The 21,814-nt window shown below is 71.5% G+C and carries 18 protein-coding genes and 1 pseudogene; 10 read left to right on the forward strand and 9 right to left on the reverse strand.

Annotated features, from left to right (window positions below):
• The first annotated feature begins 1,242 nt into the window (after positions 1-1,242).
• Positions 1,243-2,352 (forward strand): tryptophan--tRNA ligase, encoded by a 1,110-nt coding sequence (trpS, locus tag ACH4XV_RS25430; RefSeq protein ID WP_395793550.1) that lies wholly within the window; start codon positions 1,243-1,245, stop codon positions 2,350-2,352.
• Between the two features lie 131 nt (positions 2,353-2,483).
• Here the strand turns inward: trpS and ACH4XV_RS25435 are convergent, their stop codons facing one another.
• Positions 2,484-4,082 (reverse strand): MFS transporter, encoded by a 1,599-nt coding sequence (locus ACH4XV_RS25435; RefSeq protein WP_395793552.1) that lies wholly within the window; start codon positions 4,080-4,082, stop codon positions 2,484-2,486.
• Between the two features lie 229 nt (positions 4,083-4,311).
• On the opposite strand from ACH4XV_RS25435, the gene ACH4XV_RS25440 reads away from it, so the two are divergent.
• Entirely contained in the window at positions 4,312-5,040 is a 729-nt protein-coding gene (locus tag ACH4XV_RS25440) for a TetR/AcrR family transcriptional regulator C-terminal domain-containing protein (RefSeq protein WP_395793554.1), read from the forward strand.
• A 357-nt stretch (positions 5,041-5,397) separates the two neighbouring features.
• Complete coding sequence (locus ACH4XV_RS25445) at positions 5,398-7,527, forward strand: MMPL family transporter (RefSeq protein WP_395793556.1); 2,130 nt, start codon at positions 5,398-5,400, stop codon at positions 7,525-7,527.
• Between the two features lie 86 nt (positions 7,528-7,613).
• Here ACH4XV_RS25445 and ACH4XV_RS25450 read toward each other — a convergent pair whose 3' ends face one another.
• From ACH4XV_RS25450 to ACH4XV_RS25460, 3 genes are all read right to left on the reverse strand, one after another.
• The gene (locus ACH4XV_RS25450; protein ID WP_395793558.1) at positions 7,614-8,546 is read right to left on the reverse strand and encodes a MerR family transcriptional regulator; all 933 of its coding nucleotides are present in this window, start codon (positions 8,544-8,546) and stop codon (positions 7,614-7,616) included.
• A 114-nt stretch (positions 8,547-8,660) separates the two neighbouring features.
• Complete coding sequence (locus ACH4XV_RS25455) at positions 8,661-10,295, reverse strand: ABC transporter substrate-binding protein (RefSeq protein ID WP_395793560.1); 1,635 nt, start codon at positions 10,293-10,295, stop codon at positions 8,661-8,663.
• A 233-nt stretch (positions 10,296-10,528) separates the two neighbouring features.
• Positions 10,529-12,085: an alkaline phosphatase D family protein gene (locus ACH4XV_RS25460; protein ID WP_395793562.1), complete on the reverse strand. Its 1,557-nt coding sequence runs from the start codon at positions 12,083-12,085 to the stop codon at positions 10,529-10,531.
• A gap of 233 nt (positions 12,086-12,318) precedes the next feature.
• On the opposite strand from ACH4XV_RS25460, the gene ACH4XV_RS25465 reads away from it, so the two are divergent.
• Complete coding sequence (locus ACH4XV_RS25465) at positions 12,319-13,122, forward strand: SGNH/GDSL hydrolase family protein (protein ID WP_395793564.1); 804 nt, start codon at positions 12,319-12,321, stop codon at positions 13,120-13,122.
• A gap of 12 nt (positions 13,123-13,134) precedes the next feature.
• Here the strand turns inward: ACH4XV_RS25465 and ACH4XV_RS25470 are convergent, their stop codons facing one another.
• Positions 13,135-14,121: a DUF5937 family protein gene (locus ACH4XV_RS25470; RefSeq protein WP_395793566.1), complete on the reverse strand. Its 987-nt coding sequence runs from the start codon at positions 14,119-14,121 to the stop codon at positions 13,135-13,137.
• 86 nt (positions 14,122-14,207) lie between these two features.
• On the opposite strand from ACH4XV_RS25470, the gene ACH4XV_RS25475 reads away from it, so the two are divergent.
• The 4 genes from ACH4XV_RS25475 (at position 14,208) to ACH4XV_RS25490 (ending at position 17,932) form a co-directional block, all read left to right on the forward strand.
• Entirely contained in the window at positions 14,208-15,458 is a 1,251-nt protein-coding gene (locus tag ACH4XV_RS25475; protein WP_395793568.1) for an MFS transporter, read from the forward strand.
• Positions 15,459-15,640: 182 nt separating this feature from the next.
• Positions 15,641-16,003 (forward strand): YciI family protein, encoded by a 363-nt coding sequence (locus ACH4XV_RS25480; protein WP_395793570.1) that lies wholly within the window; start codon positions 15,641-15,643, stop codon positions 16,001-16,003.
• The gene (locus ACH4XV_RS25485) at positions 16,000-17,250 is read left to right on the forward strand and encodes an RNA polymerase sigma factor (RefSeq protein WP_395793571.1); all 1,251 of its coding nucleotides are present in this window, start codon (positions 16,000-16,002) and stop codon (positions 17,248-17,250) included. Before ACH4XV_RS25480 ends, ACH4XV_RS25485 begins: the two co-directional genes overlap by 4 nt.
• A gap of 115 nt (positions 17,251-17,365) precedes the next feature.
• Positions 17,366-17,932, forward strand: coding sequence for a dihydrofolate reductase family protein (locus ACH4XV_RS25490; RefSeq protein WP_395793573.1), 567 nt, complete (start codon positions 17,366-17,368; stop codon positions 17,930-17,932).
• A gap of 43 nt (positions 17,933-17,975) precedes the next feature.
• Here ACH4XV_RS25490 and ACH4XV_RS25495 read toward each other — a convergent pair whose 3' ends face one another.
• The 4 genes and pseudogenes from ACH4XV_RS25495 to ACH4XV_RS25510 all read right to left on the reverse strand — a co-directional run.
• Positions 17,976-18,482, reverse strand: a complete 507-nt coding sequence (locus tag ACH4XV_RS25495; RefSeq protein WP_395793575.1) for a VOC family protein — start codon at positions 18,480-18,482, stop codon at positions 17,976-17,978.
• Positions 18,483-18,573: 91 nt separating this feature from the next.
• On the reverse strand, positions 18,574-19,605 hold the full coding sequence (locus ACH4XV_RS25500) for an aminotransferase class I/II-fold pyridoxal phosphate-dependent enzyme (protein ID WP_395793577.1): 1,032 nt from the start codon (positions 19,603-19,605) through the stop codon (positions 18,574-18,576).
• A 223-nt stretch (positions 19,606-19,828) separates the two neighbouring features.
• Positions 19,829-20,449 (reverse strand): GNAT family N-acetyltransferase, encoded by a 621-nt coding sequence (locus tag ACH4XV_RS25505; RefSeq protein ID WP_395793579.1) that lies wholly within the window; start codon positions 20,447-20,449, stop codon positions 19,829-19,831.
• Between the two features lie 9 nt (positions 20,450-20,458).
• Positions 20,459-21,074 (reverse strand): annotated as a pseudogene (locus tag ACH4XV_RS25510) (family 1 glycosylhydrolase); the annotation flags it as partial.
• Between ACH4XV_RS25510 and ACH4XV_RS25515 the strand changes: the two are divergent.
• A complete protein-coding gene (locus tag ACH4XV_RS25515; protein WP_395793581.1) occupies positions 21,067-21,288 on the forward strand; it encodes a hypothetical protein in 222 nt (73 codons plus the stop codon). The pseudogene ACH4XV_RS25510 and the gene ACH4XV_RS25515 overlap by 8 nt on opposite strands.
• A gap of 107 nt (positions 21,289-21,395) precedes the next feature.
• Positions 21,396-21,719 carry a hypothetical protein gene (locus tag ACH4XV_RS25520; protein WP_395793583.1) on the forward strand — a complete coding sequence of 108 codons (324 nt, stop codon included), beginning with the start codon at positions 21,396-21,398 and terminating at the stop codon, positions 21,717-21,719.
• Positions 21,720-21,814 lie beyond the last annotated feature (95 nt).

Genomic DNA, 21,814 nt, shown 5'->3' on the forward strand with positions numbered 1-21,814 from the left:
AGCCACGCACAATCCGCCCGCACGACCGCGACGCCACCGCCACCACCCGCCCCGCCCGCACCGGCGCGACAGCGGTGCACGTCGCCCCCGACCCGCCGACCTCGCCCCGACGAGGCGGAGCGCGGGGCATCCGCCGCGTTCCGCCTCGCCCGCCGCACCACGGAGGGCCTCCCCAAAGGCGTTCCGCGGGGCTATTCAATTCGGCTCGGACCGAACCCCGTCGGACCGACCGGCACGATGCCGCGATCACGTTCGGGGACGGGGGAGTTGCCGGCACACCGGACCGGACCAGCCACGATCCCACTGCGAGCCCTGTCACGGTAGCTCCGCCCACACCCCCTCCGACAGACGATTCCCAGCCACACGCACACACTCCAGCCACGCCAACCCCACCCCCGACCCGGACCAACATCACGTCTCAGCACCGGAGTTCGCCAATCCAGAACACCTGCGCCCCAGGATCGCCGCCACGAAGGCCAGGGCGAACAGAATCGTGCACTGATCCGCCAACTGCCCTACCACCGACCCGAACCGCCCCACTCGCCGCGGAACCCCCCTCATCCGCGCACCACTTCGAGTCCGACGGCCAACACCACGACCTTGAGACCCCGCCACCACCGCAGCCCACCCACGACCCGGCCCACCCACCGCCGCTCCCCCCATGGCGCGTCAGCGCCCACGCCTCAGGCCGCCCGCGTGATCGACGCGCGCAGCGCGGAGAGCGGCGGAGCCGCAGAACCCGGGTCGGGTGGCCCGGAGCGAAGCGGAGGGACACCCGACCCCGAGCGAGGGGCCGCTTTTCTGCGGAGGAGCGAAGCGGGGGAGCAGAAAAGCGGCCCCTCGCGAGCCGGCGCGAAGCGCCCAACAAAAAGGCAACGCCACCCCAGCGACTCCGGCCCCCCGTTTCGCCGCCCACGGGGCGGTCGCGCCTTCGGCTCACCATCGGCTGCGCACACTCCGACTGCCACGGGTCACGTCTGCGCCGCGCAACGCCCACGCCCGGCTCCGGCGCTCGCCCCGACCGGAGCGCCGAAAGCCTCACCAGCGCATCGGTGCGCGCTATGCTCGGGGTATGCATCGCGTATCGGGTACGAGTTGGTGGCGCTCCGCCTAGGAGCGACCGCCCATTCGGGCCTGACCGGGGTCGTTCGTACGGACGGCCCTTTTTTCGTGTCCCGGAGTGGGAGGCGGGCGGGTGTCGTTCCGGCGGCGGCCCGCCGACCATCCACCGGGAGACGGACCATGAACGACCTGCTCGACACCACCACAACCGCCGGCACGTCCACCCCGACCGACGCCATCGGCACTTCCGCCGCGCAGCTTCGCAGCGCCGAGCTGGAGAAGCGGATCCGGCACGAGCCCGGCCGGTTTCGGGTGCTCACCGGCGACCGGCCGACCGGCCCCCTCCACCTCGGGCACTACTTCGGCACCCTGCACAACCGGGTGCGGCTCCAGGACCTCGGCGTCGAGGGATTCCTCATCATCGCCGACTACCAGGTACTGACCGACCGGGACGTCGCTGAGCGCCTGGTCGAATACGTCGAGGGCCTGGTGCTCGACTACCTGGCCATCGGGATCGACCCCGACCGCACCACCATCTTCACGCACAGCGCGATCCCGGCGCTGAACCAGCTGTTGCTGCCGTTCCTCAGCCTCGTCTCGGTGGCCGAGCTGAACCGCAATCCGACCGTCAAGGACGAGATCGCGCACTCGCGGCAGGCCGCCGTCAGCGGGCTGATGTTCACCTACCCCGCCCATCAGGCCGCCGACATCCTGTTCTGCAAGGGCAATCTCGTCCCGGTCGGCCAGGACCAGTTGCCGCACGTCGAACTCACCCGGTCCATCGCCCGCCGGTTCAACGACCGCTACCCGACGGACGGTCGGCCGGTCTTCCCCGTGCCCGACGCGCTGCTGTCGGCCGCGCCGCTGCTGCTCGGCACCGACGGCACCAAGATGAGCAAGAGCCGGGGCAACGCTATCCCGCTCGGGGCGAGCGCGGACGAGACGGCCCGGCTGATCCGCGCGGCCCGGACCGACGCCGACCGGCACATCACCTACGACCCCGTCGCCCGGCCCGGCGTGGCCGGCCTGGTGTTGTTGGCCGCGCTGTGCCAGGGGCGCGACCCGCACGAGGTGGCCGAGGAGATCGGCGCCGCCGGAGCCGCCGCGCTCAAGCGGACCGTCACCGAGGCGGTGAACGAGTTCCTGGCCCCGATCCGGGCCCGGCGCGCCGAATTCGCCCGCGATCCCGAGCAGGTCCGGCGCGTGTTGCGGGCCGGCAACGAGCGGGCGAACGCGGTGGCCGACGAGACGCTGCGCGAGGTCCGGACGGCGATGCGCAGCATGTACTGAAGGGAGGACGGCAGCCGAAGCGCCACCCGGACGGCGGTCGCGGCCCCCAGACATCACCCGCCGCGACCCCGTCCCGCCCCTCCGGCCGCCGCCCCCGGGCCCGCCCCAGAAGCCGGCCCCCGCCCCGTCCCTCAGGCCGCCGCCCCCGTCCGCTCCACCGCCGCTCCCCGCGTCCCCGTCTCCTCCGCCCGCTCCCGCATCAGGAACGCCACCACCACCGCCGACCCGAGCAGCACGGCCGACCCGGTCCACAGGGCCAGGTGCAGACCGTCGATGAACGCCGTCGAGGCGGCCTCGCGCACGACCGGGGGCGCCGTACCCAGGTGCCCGATGCCCCCGCCGCCACCGGATGTGCTCGCGTCGACCACCTTCCGGGCCTGGTCCGGCGGTACGTTCGCCCGGTCGAGCAGGTCGCCCAGCCGATTCGACATCCGCGCCGTGAGGATCGCGCCGAGGGCGGCGATGCCGACCACGCCGCCCAGTTCGCGCGCGGTGTTGGAGATCGCCGAGGCCATGCCGGCCCGGGCCGGTTCGACCCGGGACATCACCGCGATCGAGATCGGGGTGAAGCACAGGCCCATGCCGCCACCCAGGAACGGCAACACCCAGCAGAACTCCAGGTACGTCACGTCCTTGCCGTAGAAGGACAGCCCGCCCAGCGCGATCCCGCACATCGTCAGCCCGATCACCAGCGGCGGACGCGGTCCGATTCGGCCCGCCACCCGCCCGGAGATCGGCGCCGCGACCATGATCGCCAGGGTCGACGGGAACGACGCGAACCCGGCCTCGGTCGGCGTGTACCCGAGCACGTCCTGGAGGTAGAGGCCGAGGAAGAAGAACGCGCCGAACATCCCGAAGCTGACCGCGAATCCGCCCCACACGGCGGCCCCGATCACCCGGTCGCGCAGGAAGCCGACATCGAGCATCGGCTGGGCGGCCCGCAGCTCGACCACGACGAAGCCGACCAGCGTGACCACGGCCAGGGCGCCGGCGCCAAGCACGCGGGCCGAGGTCCAACCCTCGGCGGGACCCTCGATCAGCGCGAACACCAGCGCGCCGACGGCCGGTACGCCGAGCAGCACGCCCGGCACGTCGAGGCGACCGCGCCGTTCGGCGAACTCCGGGAGCACGAGGGCGCCGATCACGACCCCGGCCACGCCGATCGGCACGTTGATCCAGAACACGCTCGCCCACCCGAACGCGTCCACCAGTGGACCGCCGATCGCCGGTCCGAGCGCCAGCCCCGCGCCCGAGACCCCCGACCAGATTCCGATCGCCCGAGCGCGTTCCCGATCGTCGGTGAACACGTGCCGGATGATCGACATGCTGCCCGGCAACAACAGCGCGCCGCCGACCCCCTGGACCGCGCGCCCGGCGATCAGCGTCGCCAACGACCCGGCCAGCGCACACGCCACCGATCCCGCCGTGAAGACGCCGAGGCCGATCAGGAACACCCGGCGCCGGCCGTACCGGTCGCCCAGCGTGCCGCCGGTGAGCAGCAGCGCGGCGAAGACCAGGCTGTAGCCCTCCATCACCCACTGGAGCCCGCTGACCCCGGCGCCGAGGTCGCGGTCGATGCTCGGTAGCGCGTTGGAGACCACGACGTTGTCGAGCATCGCCACGAACAGCGCCACACACAGCGTGGCCAGGATCAGTCCCTTGCGTGGCGCGCCGGCCTGATCCGACCCGGATATCGACCCCGCCCCCGACTCGGAGGACTCGTGCGACATGATTCTCCCTAACAGTGTTAGTCGATCCCTAATGGTGTTAGATTGCATCGCTGCGCCCGCCGACGCAAGAGAATTGATCCGAGCCGCGTCCGAACCGCGTCCGAACCACGTCCCAAGCCGGTTCGCGACACGCCCGAATGCGGAAGGGAATCGACCTGATTCCGAGGAAGACTCGACCGCACGAGGTCGGCGGCGACGCCCCCGGCGGAGTCGACGACGAGGAGTGGGTATGACGGGCAAGGGCCGGGCACGGCCGGACGGCGCGCGCAAGCGGCCGGCGGTGACCCTCGACGCGCTGGTCGAGGCGGGCCTGACCGTGCTCGAACGCGACGGCCTCGACGCGCTGTCGATGCGCTCGGTGGCGGCCGAACTGGAAGTACGGGCACCGTCGTTGTACTGGCACGTGCGGGACAAGGAGGAGTTGCTGGACCTGCTCGCCGACGGCCTGCTCGGGCGCGGCGCCCACGAACTGCCGCCGATCCACGGCGACTGGCGCGTCGATCTGCGCGAACTCGCCTGGGCCTTCCGGAAGTTCCTCAAGGACAACCGGGATTCGGTGCGGGTCCTGATGGGTCGTTTCCCGTCCGGTCCCGGGATGGCGCCGGTGATGGAGCATCAGCTCGCCATCCTGGACGACGCGGGCTTCGACCGGCAGGACGCGGCCTACATCACCTACGGCCTGGGCCTGCTGGTGAGCGGATTCGTGTTCAGCGAACAGCGCCCGATCAGCGCGGCGGTGGCCGCCGGGCTGCCTATCGGCGAGGCGGTGGCCGCGATCGGCGACACCATCGCGGCGTTCCCGGCCGACACCTACCCGCACCTGGTCGCGGCGGCCCGCGAACTCACCGGCCCGCATATCGACGAACGCTTCACCTTCGTCCTGGAACGTTTCCTGGACGGCCTGGTCGCGCTGCCCCGCCGGCCGAAAGCCGAACCGCCGGCAGCCACCGACGCATGACCGATCGCGACCCCACCCGTCCGGTGCGTCACGATTCGCCCGCCGATCCGCCCCGCCCGCGTGGTGAGTTCACCAGCTATTAACCCGTCCTGTGCCCAACAGGGCGGTATTCGGTGGACGGTAGGGCAGTCCGTCCAGGACAATCCGCCGTCGGACCGCCGGCAAGCGATGAGTTTCGGGGCGCCGGACGGTCCGAATCTCGGTATGGCACACAGCAACAACAGCACCGCACGGTTGGCTACGCGCGGTGCTGCGGACAGCCTTGGTCGCGTGTTCTCGAACCCGGCACAGAGCTGAATCCGTGAAGTCGATCGACCGCTGCTTCCGTTCGGAATCAGCCCATCAGCTGGGGGATACATGGACCGGATCAAGGCGCTTGCGGCGTTGCCGTGCGGGCGCCGATCCAAGTGGGTCGTGCTGGCCTTGTGGGTGGTGCTGCTCGTTGCGGCGGCGCCTCTGGCGAGCAAGCTGACCGACGCACAGAACAACGAGGTCTCGTCGTGGCTGCCCGCCGACGCCGAGTCCACGAAGGTGATCAACGAGCAGAAGGACTTCCGCCCCGACACCACGGTGCCCGCCGTGGTGGTCTACGAACGTTCGTCGGGCCTGACCCAGGCGGACCAGGACGCGATCGTCGCCGACCGCACCAAGTTCGGCACCGCCAAGGGCGTGACCGGCAAGATCGAGGACACGAGCTTCGACAAGGACCACAAGGCCGCCCAGATCCTGGTTCCGATCAGCATCAAGGACGGTGGCTGGAACGATCTCGGTGACGCGGTCGACCAGCTCAAGGAAGCCCTGAAGGACAACCCGACGGGCCTGAAGTCGTACGTCACCGGCCCCGCCGGGCTCGGCGCCGACCAGGCCGAGTCGTTCGAGGGCATCGACGGCACACTGCTCTACGCCACCCTCGGCGTGGTGGTGCTGATCCTGCTGTTCACCTACCGCAGTCCCGTCCTGTGGCTGCTCCCGGTGATCTCGGCGGTGGTGGCACTGTTCAGCGCCCAGGCCGTGGTGTACCTGTTCACCAAGGCCGGCCTGGTCGTCAACGGGCAGAGCGCGGCCATCCTGACCGTGTTGATCTTCGGTGCCGGAACCGACTACGCGCTGCTGCTGATCGCGCGCTATCGCGAGGAGTTGCACCGGTACGAGGACCGGCACGAGGCCATGGCGGCGGCGATGTTCCGCGCCGGACCGGCGATCGTGGCCAGCGCCGCCACCGTCGGCGTCGGCATGTTGTGCCTGATGGCCGCCGAGATGCAGTCCACCAAGGGCCTCGGCCCGGTCTGCGCGCTCGGTGTCCTGGTCGGCCTGATCGCGATGACCACGCTGCTGCCCGCACTGCTCGTGATCGTCGGCCGCTGGGTGTTCTGGCCGGTGCGTCCGCAGTTCGAGCCGGACGCGATCACGCACGACGAGAAGGGCGTCTGGGCCCGGGTCGGCCGCAAGATCTCCGGCGGTCCCCGCGTGGTGTGGATCATCACCGCGGTCATCCTCGGTGTGATGACCATCGGCCTGACCAACCTCAACGGCGACGGCATCGCCAACAAGGACTCCTTCACCAACAAGCCGCAGTCGATCCACGGCCAGGAGGTGTCGGAGCGCTACTTCCCCGCGGGCTCCGGCGACCCGATCGTGGTGATCGGCAAGGAGTCCGCCTCGGCGGCGCTGATCCAGGCCATCCAGGGCACCCCCGGGATCGCTCCCGGCCAGGTGCACCAGACCGGTGCGGTGGGCGGCCGGGTCCAGATCGAGGCGACGATGATCGCGTCGCCCGACTCGAAGGCGGCCAACGGCACCGTCGATCGGGTACGCGACTCGGTGCACGGGGTGCCGGACGCCGCGGCCAAGGTCGGCGGCGGTACCGCGACCCGCATGGACATCACCTCGGCGTCCGAACACGACGACATGGTGATCATTCCGCTGATCCTGCTCGTGGTGCTGATCGTGCTCGGCCTGCTGCTGCGGGCGGTGGTGGCGCCGCTGGTGCTGATCGCCACCGTGGTGCTGTCGTTCGCCGCGGCCCTCGGGATCAGCGTGTTCACCTTCGAGCACCTGCTCGGCTTCAAGGGCACGGACGTCGGCTTCCCGCTCTTCGTGTTCGTGTTCCTGGTGGCGCTCGGCATCGACTACAACGTGTTCCTGATGAGCCGGGTCCACGAGGAGTCGAAGCGGCACGGCACCCGACGCGGCATGCAGATCGGCCTGGCCGCGACCGGTGGCGTGATCACCTCGGCCGGCCTGGTGCTGGCCAGCACCTTCGCGGTGCTCGGCACGCTGCCGATCGTCGCGTTCGCCGAGATGGGCTTCACCGTCGCGCTCGGCGTGCTCCTGGACACCTTCATCGTGCGCTCGGTCCTGGTCACCGCACTGACCCTGGACATCGGCCGCAAGATCTGGTGGCCGAGCAAACTGGCCGAACACCCGGAGGAGGACGACCCGGAGCCGGGCGGCGGCGACACCCGCGAGGGCGTACTGGTCGGCTGATCCGGTAGCGCAAGACCGGAGGGTGGTGAGCGGAGGAAATCCGCCCACCACCCTCTTCGCGTTTCTCGTCGGCCGTCGGCTCGGGCCTACGCCCGGGCGCGCAGCGCCTCCGTGAACCATGCGAAGACCGGGGCCGCGCTGGGCCGGGTGGGCCAGCCGTTGATGATGCCGAGCAGGGCCCAGTAGCGTTCCGCGCGCGGGTCGTTGCCCACCTCCATCCGCTCCACCAGCGATGCGACGAAGGCCGCGTCGGCCGGGCGGCCGAAGGCCGTCGCATAGGCGGCGATCAGCTCGGCGACCACCGGCTCGGCCGCGGTCGAGGTCGGCTCGATCCCGGCCGCGCGGGCCGCCTCGACGCGTTCCCGGGTGAGTTCGGACAGCCGCTCGTACGTGCCCTGGGGCAGCTCGTTCGGGCGGTCTCGCGCCTGGTACTCCGCCATCCGCCGGATCGACGCGCGGAAGTCGGGGTCGGTGACCAGTTCGCCGAGGTCGACCCACGCCTCCAACTGCTCCTGGGTCGGATCGTCCGGCAGGCTCGGCAGCCCGCAGCGCATCCGGGCCAGGAAGTCCGGGTCCACGTCCAGGTCGGCGAAGGTCGCGTCGAGGAAGTCGGTGATCAACTTCCGGCGTTCCTCGTCGGACAGTCGGGCGAGTTTGTGCATCAGATTCATCTCCTCGGGACTCGAACCCCGCCCGGCCACCGCGCGCAGCACGGCTCGACGCAACCGCAGCGTCTCGATCTGCGTGTCCAGCGCCCGCGCGTGCGCGTCGGCGACCTCGGCGACGGTGACCTCGCGCGCCAACACCCGTTGGATGGTCGCCAGGTCGACGTTGAGGTCGCGCAGCGTGCGCACGAGTTCGAGACGGGCCAGTGCGTCGACGTTGTACAGCCGGTAGCCGGCGGGACTTCGTCGGGTGGGCGGCACGACCCCCGCGTCCGCGTAGAACCGGATCGTGCGGACCGACAGACCGGTCCGTCGAGCCAGGTCGCCGATCGAATACAGGGGCGCGCCGTCCATGTCCCTCACCGTGCCGTCTCCACCCGGTGGAGACTCAAGTCCGAACCCCGAGGGTACGGCGGCCGAGGCCGGGCCGGATCGGCACCCGGCCGCCGGCCCCGGCCCCGGCCCGGATCAGCCCTTGAGCCCGATCCGGTCCATCAGCACCATGCCGTCGTTGCTCAACACCATGCCCACCACCGTCGACCGGTGGAACGCGGTGACCACCGACGACTGGTACGTCCACAGCGGCGCGTCCTGCTTCAGCTGCGCGGCGACCGCGGTGTAGGCGGCCTTGCGCTGTGCCGGGTCGTTGGTCGTCCGGGCCCGGTCCAGGTTCTGGTCGACGGTGGGGTTCGCGTACAGCAGGTAGTTGTTCGGGCTGGTGCTGTACAGGTTCACGTACAGCCCGGGTTCGGCGTCGGAGAGGTAGTAACTGAACATCGCCGCCTGGTAGTTCTTGTTGATCACGATGTCGGTCTGGAACGCGGCGATCGGCATCGGCGCGATCTTGACCGAGATGTTCCGCAGCGCGCGGAGCGAGGTCATGATGTATTCGGCGGTCCGCTGCGCGTTGGCGTTCTGCGGGATGGAGTAGGTGAAGTCGAGCGGCTTGCCCTCCGCGGCCAACTCGTCGAGCAGCCGCTGCGCCTCCGCACGGTCGGTGCGCTGGACGGTCTCGGTGCCCGCGTCCACGAGCGGGCTCTCCGGCGGGAAGATGCTGTGCGTGGGGGTGCCGTTGCCGCTGAACGAGATCTTGTTCACCTCGTCCGCGTCGAGCGCGAGTTGCACCGCACGCCGGGCGCGCACGTCGTCGAACGGCGCACGCTTGTTGTTGAAGTAGATCGACTCGCCGCCGATGATCGTGACGATCTTGGTCTCCAGGCCCTTCTGCCTGGCCTTGACCGGGTCCTCGGCGTTGACCGAGACCTTCATGTCGGCGCCGCCGGAGTAGACCGTCTCCAGGCCCTGGGTGCTGTCCTGGATGACCTTGAACACCACGGTGTCGGCGTACGGTTTGGCCGCGCCCTGCCAGTAGCCGCGGTTCTTGACGAAGGTCATGTGGTCGCCGGTGGTCCACTCCTTGAAGGTGTACGGGCCGGCGCCGACGGGGTTGCGGGCGAAACCGGCCGGGTCCTTGCGGTACGCGGTGGGGGAGACGATGAACGACAGGTTCGAGGCCACGATGTGGTCGAAGTTGGCGTTCGGGCCGGTCAGGGTGATCTTCAGGGTGGTGGGATCGACCGCCTCGGTCGTCTTGACCGCCGCGATCGTGCCCGCCTGATACGACTTGCGCGCCGGCGCGGCGTGCTCGTCCCAGGTGAACTTGACCGCCGCCGCGTCGTACGGGGTGCCGTCGGAGAACTTGACGTTCGGCTTGAGCTTGAGCGTCCAGGACGCGTTGCCCGGGTCCGGGGTCAGGCTCTCGCCGACCTGCGGCATCACCTTGCCGGTCTTGGCCTCGTGCCAAAACAGCGAGTCGTAGACCGCGTTGAGTCGGCTGTTGTCGGTGTACGAATTGCTCAGCGCGCCGAACGGGTCCATCGAGCGCATGTCGCTCGCCATCGCCACGGTCAGCGTGCCGCCGGACTTGGGCGCCACCGTGGAGGTGTCCGCGTCCTTGCCCGCCGCGTCGTCACCGCCGCCGCACGCGCCGAGCACCAGACAGGCGGCGACGGCGGGGACCACGGTGCGCACGATTCGCCCGACGGGTGCGCCCGCACGGGCGCCGGGGCGGGTGGGGTCGGGATGCTCACGTGCGATGTCCATGGGTGCGCCTCGTTTCGCTCGGTGCCTCGACCCCTTAGGGGCGGTCGGAGGCGGAGCGTAATCGAAGCGGCGAACGATCTTTGTCGCGCTTTTTCGGGTAGTGATGGACGTTTCGCCGTATGCATGGGGTGAGTTGCCCGCCGGACGGGAGCCCTCGTCGGCGGACGAGGGCTCCCGTGACGGTGTGTCAGCGAATGGAACTGACGGCGCGTCAGTACGGGACTGACGGTGCGTCAGCGGGTCGGGCGCAGTGTCTTGCTCCACAGGACGGTGGATGTGGCATCCCGCAGATTGACCGTCAGGTTGCCCGACGGGCCGTCGATCTCGACCTCGCCGAAGTGCTGGAAACCCTCCAGCGGCGAGAAGTTCGCGCGCGGCGGGGCGTGCACGAACTCGGCCTTCGGGCCGAAGGTGCCGTCCAGCGCGTTGGGGCCGAACGCGCCCGCGTTCAGCGGGCCCGAGACGAACTCCCAGAACGGGTCGAAGTCCTGGAAAGCGGCCCGCGACGGGTCGTAGTGGTGCGCCGCCGTGTAGTGCACGTCGGCGGTCAGGAACACGATGCCCCGAACACCCCGGCGCTGCGCGGTGCGCAGGACCGTGGCGAACTCCATCTCCCGGCCCAGCGGCTTGCCCGGGTCGCCCTGCGCGACACCCTCCTGCGCGTTGGCGCCGTCCGGCACCACCAGGCCCAGCGGCAGGTCGTTGGCGATCACCTTCCATGTGGCCCGACTGCGCGAAAGACCCTCGATCAGCCACTCGCGCTGCCGGTCGCCGAGCATGCCGCGCTTGGGGTCGGCGTAGCGGTTGTCGTCGTTGCGGTCCTTGTACGTGCGCATGTCCAGGACGAACACGTCCAGGTGCCGCCCGAAGGACAACTTGCGGTACACCCGGTCGTCGCCGATCGGCACCCACTCGCGAAACGCCTGCTTGGCCCGCGCGGCGAGCACGTCGATGCGCTTCTCGATGTAGCGCGCGTCGTCGAGGATCTGGCCCGGGTACCAGTTGTTGCGCACCTCGTGGTCGTCCCACTGGTTGATCTGGGCGACCTCGGCGGTGAACGCGCGGTAGTTGCGGTCGAGCAGGTTGTACGCGAACTGGCCGCGGTACTCGGTCAGCGACTCGGCCACCTTGGACTTCTCCGGGGTGACCACGTTGCGCCAGATCCGGCCGTCGGGCAGCTTGACGCTCTCCACCAGCGGGCCGTCGGAGTAGACGGTGTCGCCGCTGTGCAGGAAGAAGTCCGGGCGCAGCCGGCGCATCTGCTCGAAGATGGTCATCCCGCCCAGGTCCGGGTTGCTGCCCCAGCCCTGACCGACACAGTCGCCCGACCACAGGAAGCGCACATCGGAGCGGCTGTGCTCGTGCGGCGCGGTGACCAGCGAGCCGGTGATCGCCTCGCCGGCCGCTCCGCGCTCGCCCTCGACCCGGACCCGGTAGTGGATCCGCTTGCCCGCCGGCAGGTCGCGCAGCCGGACCCGGCCGGTCAGGTCGCCGTCGGGGGTCAGCCACGGTCCGCGGATCCGGCAGGCGTCGCGCAGGTCGGGCCGGGTGCCGTACTCGACGATCAGTCGACCGGGCGAGTCGGCGCGGCCCCACACGATCGCGGAGGACGCGGTGACGTCGCCGCTCTGCACGCCGTGGCTCAGCGCGGGCCGGCCGGACGCGACGAAGGCGGGCGCGTCCGACGTCGAGGCCGAGGCGGAACCGGCACCCAGGACGGGGGCGATCGCCAGGCCGGCGCCGACCACGGAGCCGGTACGCAGGAGGGTCCTTCTGTCCACTGATGTCATGGATACGTGTGTAGTGGCGTCGGGCGACGCGGGGGCGAACGCCGGCTTGACGGTTCGTCAAGACTGGTCGGCGGGCCGGGGGCGGATCCGCCCGCCGACCTGCGGTCGAGGAGGCGGCCGGTGCGGGGGCGGCGACCCGCCCGGGTCCTTCCGGGGGGTGATCGTGGTCAAGTCGGTCGGCCGCGCGGCCGATACCTCCGACGACGTGCCCACGTTCCGGAGGAGACCCACCCGTGCCCTCGCTCGCCCGTGTCGCCGCCCCCCTCGCCGCCGCCGGCCTCGTGCTCACCGGGCTCGCCGCACCCACCGCGCATTCGGCGCCTGCCGCGCCGACGTCGAGCTACGCGGCGCTGGGCGATTCGTACAGTTCCGGGGTGGGGGCGGGCGACTATCTGCCCGGCGGCGGCGACTGCAAGCGCAGCGCCAACGCGTACCCCTCGCTGTGGCACCGGACGCATCCGGCGGCCGAGTTCGCGTTCGCCGCCTGCTCCGGCGCGACCACCGCGCAGGTGCTGGGCGGGCAGACGTCGGTGTTGAACGCCGACACCACGCTCGTGACGATCAGCGTCGGTGGCAACGACGTCGGCTTCGCCGACACGATCCGTACGTGCGTGCTCGGCACCGATCGGGACTGCGCGGACGCGGTGGCGACGTCGACGGCGTATACGCGCGACCGGCTGCCGGCCGACCTGGACGCCACCTACGCGCGGATCCGGCTGCTCGCGCCGCGTGCGCGGCTGGTGGTGCTCGGGTATCCGCGCCTGTTCGAATTGGGCGGTTGCCTGTTCGGGCTGAGCGAGGCCAAGCGGCGGGTGCTGGACGAGGCGGCCGACATCCTGGACGCGACCACGGCCGGGCGCGCGGCGGCGGCCGGCGCGGACTTCGCGGACGTACGGGACCGGTTCGCCGGCCATGGGGTGTGCGGGGCCGACGAGTGGCTGCACGGGGTGACGGTGCCCCTGGACGAGTCGTACCACCCGACGGCGACGGGGCAGTCGAAGGGGTATCTGCCGGGATTGGTCGCGGTGGCGGGGTGAGCCGCGTGTGCTTCAGGGCGGGCCCTCGGTCAACACCTCGCCGAGTGCGGTGCGTTGGTAGCGGACCGAGCGGCCCACGCGCAGACCGGTGATCAGCCGGGCGCGGCGCAGTACGGCCAGGTGGTCGCCGACGGTGCCCAGGGGTAGGTTCAGCCGGGCGGCGAGTTGGGTGGTGGTGGCCGGGATGTGCAACGCGCGCAGGATCAGCGCGCGCGTGCCGCCGAGCAGGTCGGCCAGCGCCGCGTCGTCGGAGGGGGCCGGGGCGCCCAGGAGTTCGGCCACGCCGCGGGCCGGATAGACGATGGCGTACGGCCACGGCGGCTCCACGTAGACGATGCTCGCGCCGAATGCCGAGGGCACGAACAACAACCCCGCGCCGCCGAGCACGACCGTGCCGTTGTCCTGGTGGCCGGCCACCTCGATCGTGCCCTCGTCGTGCCAGCGCAGCCGGGGCGACAGGTCGCTCAGTGCGGCGCCCCAGCCGTAGGTGGTCAACCGCCCGGCGGTGCGCACCAGATCGTGCTGCAACACCGCGTGCAGCGCCGGCCACTCCGGCGCGAGCAGCGCGGTCCACGCCGCCTCGATCGCGTCCGCGAGCCGCGCGACCACGTCGGGTGCCTCGAACAGCGCGCGCGCCGCGGCCGACGGCGGGCGCATCCCGGTCAGGTTGCGCGCCAGCTCGCCCCGGGCCCGGTCGAGCGGGGTGGCCCGTACCGCGGCGAGTTCGTCCCCGATGCCGGTCGGTATCCCCGCCGGCGGCGGATGCAGGAAGTCGGCGTTGTAGGCGCCACGCCGATACAGCGAGGTCATCGCGGCGACCGCCGGCATCTCCCGACGCAGCCGCTCGTACGCGGGCCGCAGTCGCTCGATCCACGGCCGCAGCGGCCCGGCCTGATGACTGCCCGCCAGCGTCCGCAGCACCAACACGGTCTCGCCCAGCGGGGAGATCGCGAACCTGCTGCGCGCCACGTCGGCCGGCCCGACCTCGATCCTGAGCACCCGACACCTCCCGCCCGCAGGCTCCCAGGTTTCGGTCTGGGCCGAAAGTTTGGCCCACGCCCGGCGCGCCTCGGCAGGCTCGCCGCATGATCGGTGACGACGTCAGACCGGCGACCTACCGCGAGATCTTCGCGGTGGGCGCCTTCCGGGTGCTCTTCGGTTCCTACGTACTCCTGCTGATCGGCGACACCGTGCGGATGCTCGCGCTCGCGGTGCTCGTCTACGAACGCACCGGGTCCCCGGCGCTGTCCGCGCTCGCGTATGTGGCGGGATTCGTGCCGCAGGCGTTCGGCGGGGCACTGCTGCTCTCGCTGACCGACCGGCTGCCGGTGCGGGCGGCGATGGTGGGCTACGACCTGATCCGCTGCGCCATGGCGCTGGTGCTCGCGGTCGACGTGTTGCCCGTATGGGCGGTGTTGGCGCTGCTCGCGAGCGTCGGCCTGGTCAGCCCGGTCGCGGGAGCGGCCCGGCAGCGCACCCTGCCCGAACTGCTGCACGGTGACGCCTATGTGCTGGGCCGCTCGGTGTTCGGGGTGACGGCCGGGGCGATGCAGGTGCTCGGGTACGCGGTCGGCGGGGTGTTGCTGGCGCTGGTCGGGCCGAGCGGCGCGCTGGTGTTCGCCGGGGTCGTGGCGCTGGTGTCGGCGGTGGTGGTGCGCTTCGGGCTGCCGCGCGAGACGGCGGCGCAGGGGGAAGAGGCTGAGGCGGGCGGCGACGGCGGCCCGGCGCCTCGGCCCGAGGGCACGATACGGGCGACGTGGCGGGTCAATCGTGAACTGCTCGGCGATCCGGTCGTGCGCGGACTGCTGCTGGCGCAGTGGGTGCCGGCGAATCTGACCGTGGCCGCCGAGGGGGTCATCGTGCCGTACGCGCCCGATCACGCGGGGCTGTTGTACGGCTCGGCCGCCGCCGGGATGTTGCTCGGCAATCTGCTCGTGGGGCGCTTCGTGCGGCCGGCCCGACGGGAGCGGCTGGTGCCGTGGCTGGCGCTCCAACTCGGTATCCCGCTGCTGTTCGTCGCCGCGAGCCCGCCGGTGGCGGTGACGGCCGCGCTGTTCGTGCTCTCCAACGCGGGCTTCGCCTACCAACTCGGCCTGCAACGCCGGTTCCTGGCCGCGGTCCCGAAGGCGGGCACCGGGCAGGCGATGGGGCTGGCGATGACCGGGACGATGACCCTCCAGGGCGTGAGTATGGCCGGCGCCGGTGCCCTGGCCGGGGTATTCGACCCCGGGCATGTGATCGCGCTGTCCGGCGTGGCGACGATCGTCGGCACGGCCGTGGTGTGGCGGATGTTGCGGCCCGGGGACGTGCCGGCGGCGGAGGTCGCGGCGGGGTGAACGGCCGACGGGGGATTGGTCCGACTTCTGCGCGGCTTTGCGCGGCTTCGCGCGGCAAGATCGCCTTCGGGATGTCGATCCGACATTCTGTGCGCCGGGATGTCGAGAACGGTCGGGCGACTCCGACCCGGATACGAGCGGCCCGCAGGGGCCGGCGCAGTGCACGCACGAGGAGCGAAGTCATGAAGTTCATGCTGCTGATCTACAACCGCCCGGGTTTCGTGGAGGAGCTGTCCGAGGCCGACCGCAACGAGCTGTTCGGCGAGGTCGGCACGATCATGGCCGAGCTGACCGCGTCCGGTGAACTGCTCGGCGGCGAGGCGCTCGCCGACCCGACCCAGACCAAAACGGTCCGGACGCGGGACGGGGTGCCGGCGGTCACCGACGGCCCGTTCATGGAGGCCAAGGAGCACTTCGCGGGATATCTCCTCGTCGAGTGCGAGAGCACCGAGCGGGCCGTCGACATCGCCGCACGCTGGCCGGACGCCAAGCGGTGGGCGATGGAGGTACGGCCGGTGATGTCCGAGTCGGGGACGGAGATGTGAGCCTGGACGCGCCCGCCGAGGACCTGCTGCGGGAATTGGCCCCGCAGGTCCTCGGTGTGCTCGTCCGCCGACACGGCCAGTTCGACGCGTGTGAGGACGCCGTACAGGAGGCGCTGCTCGCGGCGACCGTGCAGTGGCCGGTGGACGGGCTGCCCGATCATCCGTTCGGGTGGTTGCTCACCGTGGCCGATCGGCGGCTGATCGACCACTGGCGCAGCGAACGTGCCCGGCGCAACCGCGAGGAGCGGCTGGCCGCCCAGGCGCCGGCCGACGAGTACGTGGCGCCCGCGCCCGACGGGGAGCCGACCGGCGCCCACGACGACGCGTTGACCCTGCTGTTCCTGTGCTGCCATCCCGCGCTGTCGGGGGCCTCGCAGGTGGCGCTGACGCTGCGCGCGGTCGGCGGCCTGACCACGGCGCAGATCGCCGACGCCTTCCTGGTTCCCGAGGCCACCATGGCGCAGCGGATCAGCCGGGCCAAGCAGCGGATCAAGGCGGCCGGCGGCCGATTCGGCACCCCCGCCGGGCCCGAGGCGATCGAGCGGCTCCGGGCGGTGCTGCACGTGCTGTACCTGATCTTCAACGAGGGCTACACCGCCAGTTCGGGCCCCGACCTGCACCGGACCGACCTGACCGCCGAGGCGATCCGGCTCACCCGGGCGATACACCGGCTGCGGCCGGACGACGGCGAGATCGCCGGGCTGCTGGCGCTGATGTTGCTCACCGACTCGCGGCGGGCCGCGCGGACCGGCGCCGACGGCGCGCTGATCCCGCTCGCCGAGCAGGATCGGACCCGCTGGCATGCCGAGTCCATCCGCGAGGGCACGGACCTGGTCACCGACGCGCTCACATGGGGGCCGCCGGGGCCGTACCAGGTCCAGGCCGCGATCGCCGCGGTGCACGCCGAGGCGGCGCGGGCCGAGGACACCGACTGGCCGCAGATCCTCGCGCTGTACCGGCTCCTCGCCCACCTGTCGCCGGGGCCGATGGTCACCCTGAACCAGAGCGTCGCGGCGGCGATGGTGCACGGCCCGCAGGCCGGCCTGGACCTGCTCGACACGCTGGCGGGGGACGAGCGCATGGCCGGCCGGCACCGGGTTTGGGCGGTACGGGGCCACCTGCTCGAACTGGCCGGGGACCGCGAGGCGGCCCGGGAGGCGTACCGCGAGGCGGCCCGCCGCACCACGAGCCTGCCGGAGCGCCGGTACCTGGAGATACGCGCGGCGCGGGTGGGCGAGGGTGGCTGAAGAACCTTCGCGGGGATTGTTCGTCGTCGATGTCGAGAACGGATCGCCGGGTCCGACCTCACCGTGAGAACAGCTGAAACGGACGGAATCCCCCGATCCCCCCAGGGAGCACCTCATGCGCAAGATCCTCTACATGGTCCACCAGTCGGTCGACGGTTACATCGAGGGCCCCAACGGTGAGTTCGACTGGCCGACGATGGGTCCGGAGCTGTCCGACTTCGGGCAGACGATCAACGAAGGTGTCGACACGTTCCTGTACGGCCGCGTGGTGTGGGAGATGATGGCCGGCTACTGGCCGATCGTGGAGACCATCTCCACCCATCCGCACGACCTGCGGTTCGCGCCGATCTGGCGGGCCACCCGCAAGGTCGTGGTCTCGGCCACGCTGAAGCAGGCGGAGCACGGCGCCGAGGTGATCGGCGCGAACGTGGCCGAGGACATCGCCGCGCTCAAGGCCGAGCCCGGCAAGGACATCCTGCTGAGCGGCGGCGCGGGACTGGCCAACACGCTCACCGAACTGGGCCTGATCGACGAGTACGCGCTCTTCGTGCACCCGGTGATCCTGGGCGGCGGCAAGCCGGTCTTCCGGAACGACGACGTGCGTCGCGGGCTGCGCCTGGTCGATACGCGGACCTTCGACGCCGGTGTGGTCATGGTGCGCTACGCGCGCGTCGAGAGCTGACCGGGTCGAGCCCGGGATCACGGGGGTGTCCCGGGCTCGCGCCTCAGACCCGGCCGGCCGCCCGGTCGGCAAGCCAGCCGTCGAACGCGGACCGGGCCTCGTCGGCGTCCTGCTTGGTCAACGGGCGGTTCTGGTGGGTGATTTCGAGGTGTACGCCGTTGGGGTCGAAGCAGTAGACGGAGTACCAGACGCCCTCGTGGTCGATCGGGCCGCGCACCTCGACGCCGTGTCGGCGGATCTGCTCGGCCAACGCGTCGACCTCGGCGGGTGAGTCGACGGCGAGCGCGACGTGCCGGGTCCACCACTCCAGGCCGTCGGGGACCGGCTCGTACTCCTTGGCCACGTCGAAGAACGCGATGCACTCGCCGCTCGCGAGCGCGTAGAAGACGTGCAGGAACGGCGGGGTGACCTCGCCACTGCTCGTGGTCCGGGACTCCTCGCGGACCGCGCCCGCGAGTTCGGCGCCGACCGCCTCGGTCCAGAAGCGGTGTGTCGCGGCCAGATCCCGGGTCTGGTAGGCGAGGTGGTTCATCGCCACGGGTACTGCCATGGTGTGCTCCCGTCCGGTCGAGCTGTGGGCAACTCCCGTACACCGCACACCATATCGCTGGTTGTATCGGCTCGGGTCGGTCATGGGCGCGTCAGGGGACGAGGTGGGTGGACGCGCGTCGATCCGGGCGGCGGGAGTGGTGGCCCGAGCGGTCGCCGACCAGGGCGGCCAGGCGGTCCAGGCCGGCGTCGATGCGGGCCGGGTCCAGGGCGCCGCCGGACAGGCGCAGTCGGTGGGCGGGTCCGATACCCGGGTCGTAGAAGTGCGCCATGGGCGTCCACAACACGCCGAACTCCCTTGCGGACACCTCCAGTAGCGCGTCGTCGACCACGAACGGGACGGTCAGCACGGTGAACAGGCCGCCGGCGGGGCTGTGCCAGTGCACTCGGCCGGCCAGTGGGCCGTGGCCGAAGCGGGCGGCGAGACCTTCGAGGAGGTGGCGGGGGTTGTGCAGGTATACGCGTGCGGCCCAGGTGGTTCGATCGGGGGTGTTGGTGGTGGTGGGTGGGGTGGGGGTGCTTCGGGTGAAGGTGTCCACGTGTACGACCCGACGGCGGGTGTCGAGGGTGTGCAGTGCCGGTGGGCGGTGGGGGTCGGCGGTGGTCGATACGGGTGCCGGGCCGTAGGGGTCGTCCTCCAGGAGCAGGAGGTCCAAGTCGGCCACGAGATCGAGCAGTTCGTGGCGAGCGGGCAGGTCCAGGCTGATTCCGGCCGGGGTGGCGAAGTCCGGGACCAGGTACAGCGCTCGGGGGCGCAGTCCGGCGGCGCGGGCGCCGTGTACCTGGGCGGCGAGGTCGTCGAGGTCGATGCCGCGCGGGCCGTCGGCGACGGGGAGTACCGGCAGTTCGGCGAGGCGGGCGGCGCGGGTGAGGCCGATGTAGGTGGGCGCGACGGCCAGGACCACGTCGCGGTCCGAACGGCGCAGCGCCCGCAACGCATGGGCCAGCGCCTCCTGATGACCGTCGGCCGGCTCGGCGCGGGCCGGGTCGACGGGACGTCCGGCGGCCAGGGACACCGCGCGCGGGTAGCGGTCGGCGACCTCGTCGAGCAGGGCGGTCGAGCGCAGCACCGGGTCGACGCGTGCCGGGGCGATCCACGTATCGGGTGTCCGACTCGGGCTCATCGCACCTCCGTTGCCGCACTCGCCGGGCGGCCGACCCGGTGCGCGGGCCGGGGGATCGCCCGTAGGCGACGAGGCTAGGAGGCAGGCGCGCGGGAGAGGCGGGATCTGAGCAAAACGTGAGGTTCGGTGGGCGGATGGGGCGCCGGGCGAGTCGGGGCGTGGGGTGGGGTGGCGTACCGGGGGCTCAGGGTGTGGGGTGGGGTGGCTCAGCGTGCCGGGCGGCTCAGGGTGTGGGGTGGGCCGGGCGCCACATGGTGGTGACCACGTGGCCGGTGTCCAGGGTGACCGTGTCGAGGGTGGTGAAGCCCACCCGTTCGTAGCGCGCGTTGTTGGCCGGGTTGCACGACTCGAGGTAGGCGGGCTCGCCGAGCGCGTCGATCCGGGCCAGGTTCTCGGTCAGCAGGCCCATGCCCAGGCCAAGGCCGCGGTGGTCGTCGTGGGTGGCCAACAGGCTCAGGTAGAAGTGCGGTTCGCTCGGTTGCGCGTCGCCGAGCAGTTCGAAGATGCGCAGGATTCCGTCGGCGGTGGGGCGGTCGGTGAGCTCGACCAGGAACGTCTCCAGGTCGCTCTCCTCCTCCGCCGCCAACTCGCTCGCGCCCGGCGGGATCCACAGCGCCGCGGCCTCGACGTGCTCGGTGACCAGCGCCCAGGGGTGACGCAGCGCGGAGCCGGCGAGCAACCGCCAAAGTTGGGACGCCTGTTCGGCGCGACGCTCGACGTCGGGGAACGCCGGTCCCCACATCGGGTCGTCGAAGAAAGCGGTGGTCAGGGCGGCGACGATCGCGTCGACATCCGCGCTCGTCGCCACCCGTGCGGGTACGGGTTGGTACGGGGAAGTGCTCACGCGCTCAGCCTAGGCCGACCCTGCCGGCGGCCCGCCGCAACCCCGCCGGTCAGCCCGAATGCGCGGGCGTACGGGCCCATTTCCGTCGACCGGTGGGCCGAGCCACTTCGCGGACGGCTTGGGGGGTACGGGCGAAGGGCGCCGGTCGACCGCGATCGGGCCGAACGTCGGCCCGTAGGAGCCCCTTTCGTAGTTGTCCAACAACGACGAGTGCAGGTAGCCGCGTACGTCGATGCCGTCGGCCGGCGCCGCCGCCAATTCGGCCAGGGCGCCCGAGGTGTAGGCGATCCGCCGGGTGTCGTCGTCCGTCGCGATGCCGTTCTCGGTGACGATCAGCGGGACCGTGCCGACCACCCTCGCCGTGTGGCGCGGCACCTCGCCGAGCGCCTCGGGGGTGGAACTGCCGGCCGGTGAGCGTACGTTCGGCGTCGTCGGGAATCGGCAGCGGGCCGTCGGGGCCGATCCGGGTGCGGGTGTACGACTGCACGCCCACCCAGTCGTCGCCGCGCGCGGCCTCCAGGAAGACGTCCTCGCGGGGGCGGCGGTACGCCTCGGTCACGGCCTCCGCGCCGGGCAGCGCCTGGTAGACCTGGTTGGCGCCGGACCAGCCGACCCGGATGTCGGGCGAGATGATCCTGCTCGCCGCCGTCGACGGCCTTCAACTCCGGTGGCTCCTGAAGCCGGACCTCGACATGGCCGCCGACATCGAGACCCTGTGCGAGGTACTCACCTCCGCACTCCCGACTGCCCACGGGCCGAACGGGACCGAGGGCCGGACCGACAACCCCCAACCGAACGAGAGCGCGGCGGCCGGCGCCCCCATCCCCGAGGACGACTGAACCCGACGCCCCCACCCCCCGCCCACACCATCTCCGCCCGAACGCAAAACCGCCGAGTTGTCGTTCCGGTCTGGCGTGGCGGGGGCATCGTCGGGTAGATGTCGACCATGACCGCACGAGCAGCCCAGCCACCTTCGAGCCGCAGCACCGGCGGTCACCCCCACCTGCCCGTCCATCTCAGCCCACTCGCCCGCCGCCTGACCCCGGCCGGCATCGCGCTACCGGTCCTGATTCTGGCCGCCACCCTGTTCGCGGTGGCCGCCGACACCAACGCGTCAGGCGCCCGCGCCCTGTGGATCCTGGCCGCGATCGGCTCCATCATCGGAGCCGGAATCGCCTGGACCGACATCCTGATCGTCGTACACCGCCGCCGCCCCTCGGGCCGGCCCCGACCGCCCACCATCAACGGGCCCCGCGCCACGGATGGTTGACCGCGGCCCGTGACCGACCGGTCGCAGCGCCCCGCCCAACGACAGAGCGAGCAACCCGACCGGCCCCTGGCCACGCGCCCCGACCGGCCGCCGCC

The organism is Embleya sp. NPDC020630 (assembly GCF_044334985.1).
Lineage (GTDB): Bacteria > Actinomycetota > Actinomycetes > Streptomycetales > Streptomycetaceae > Embleya.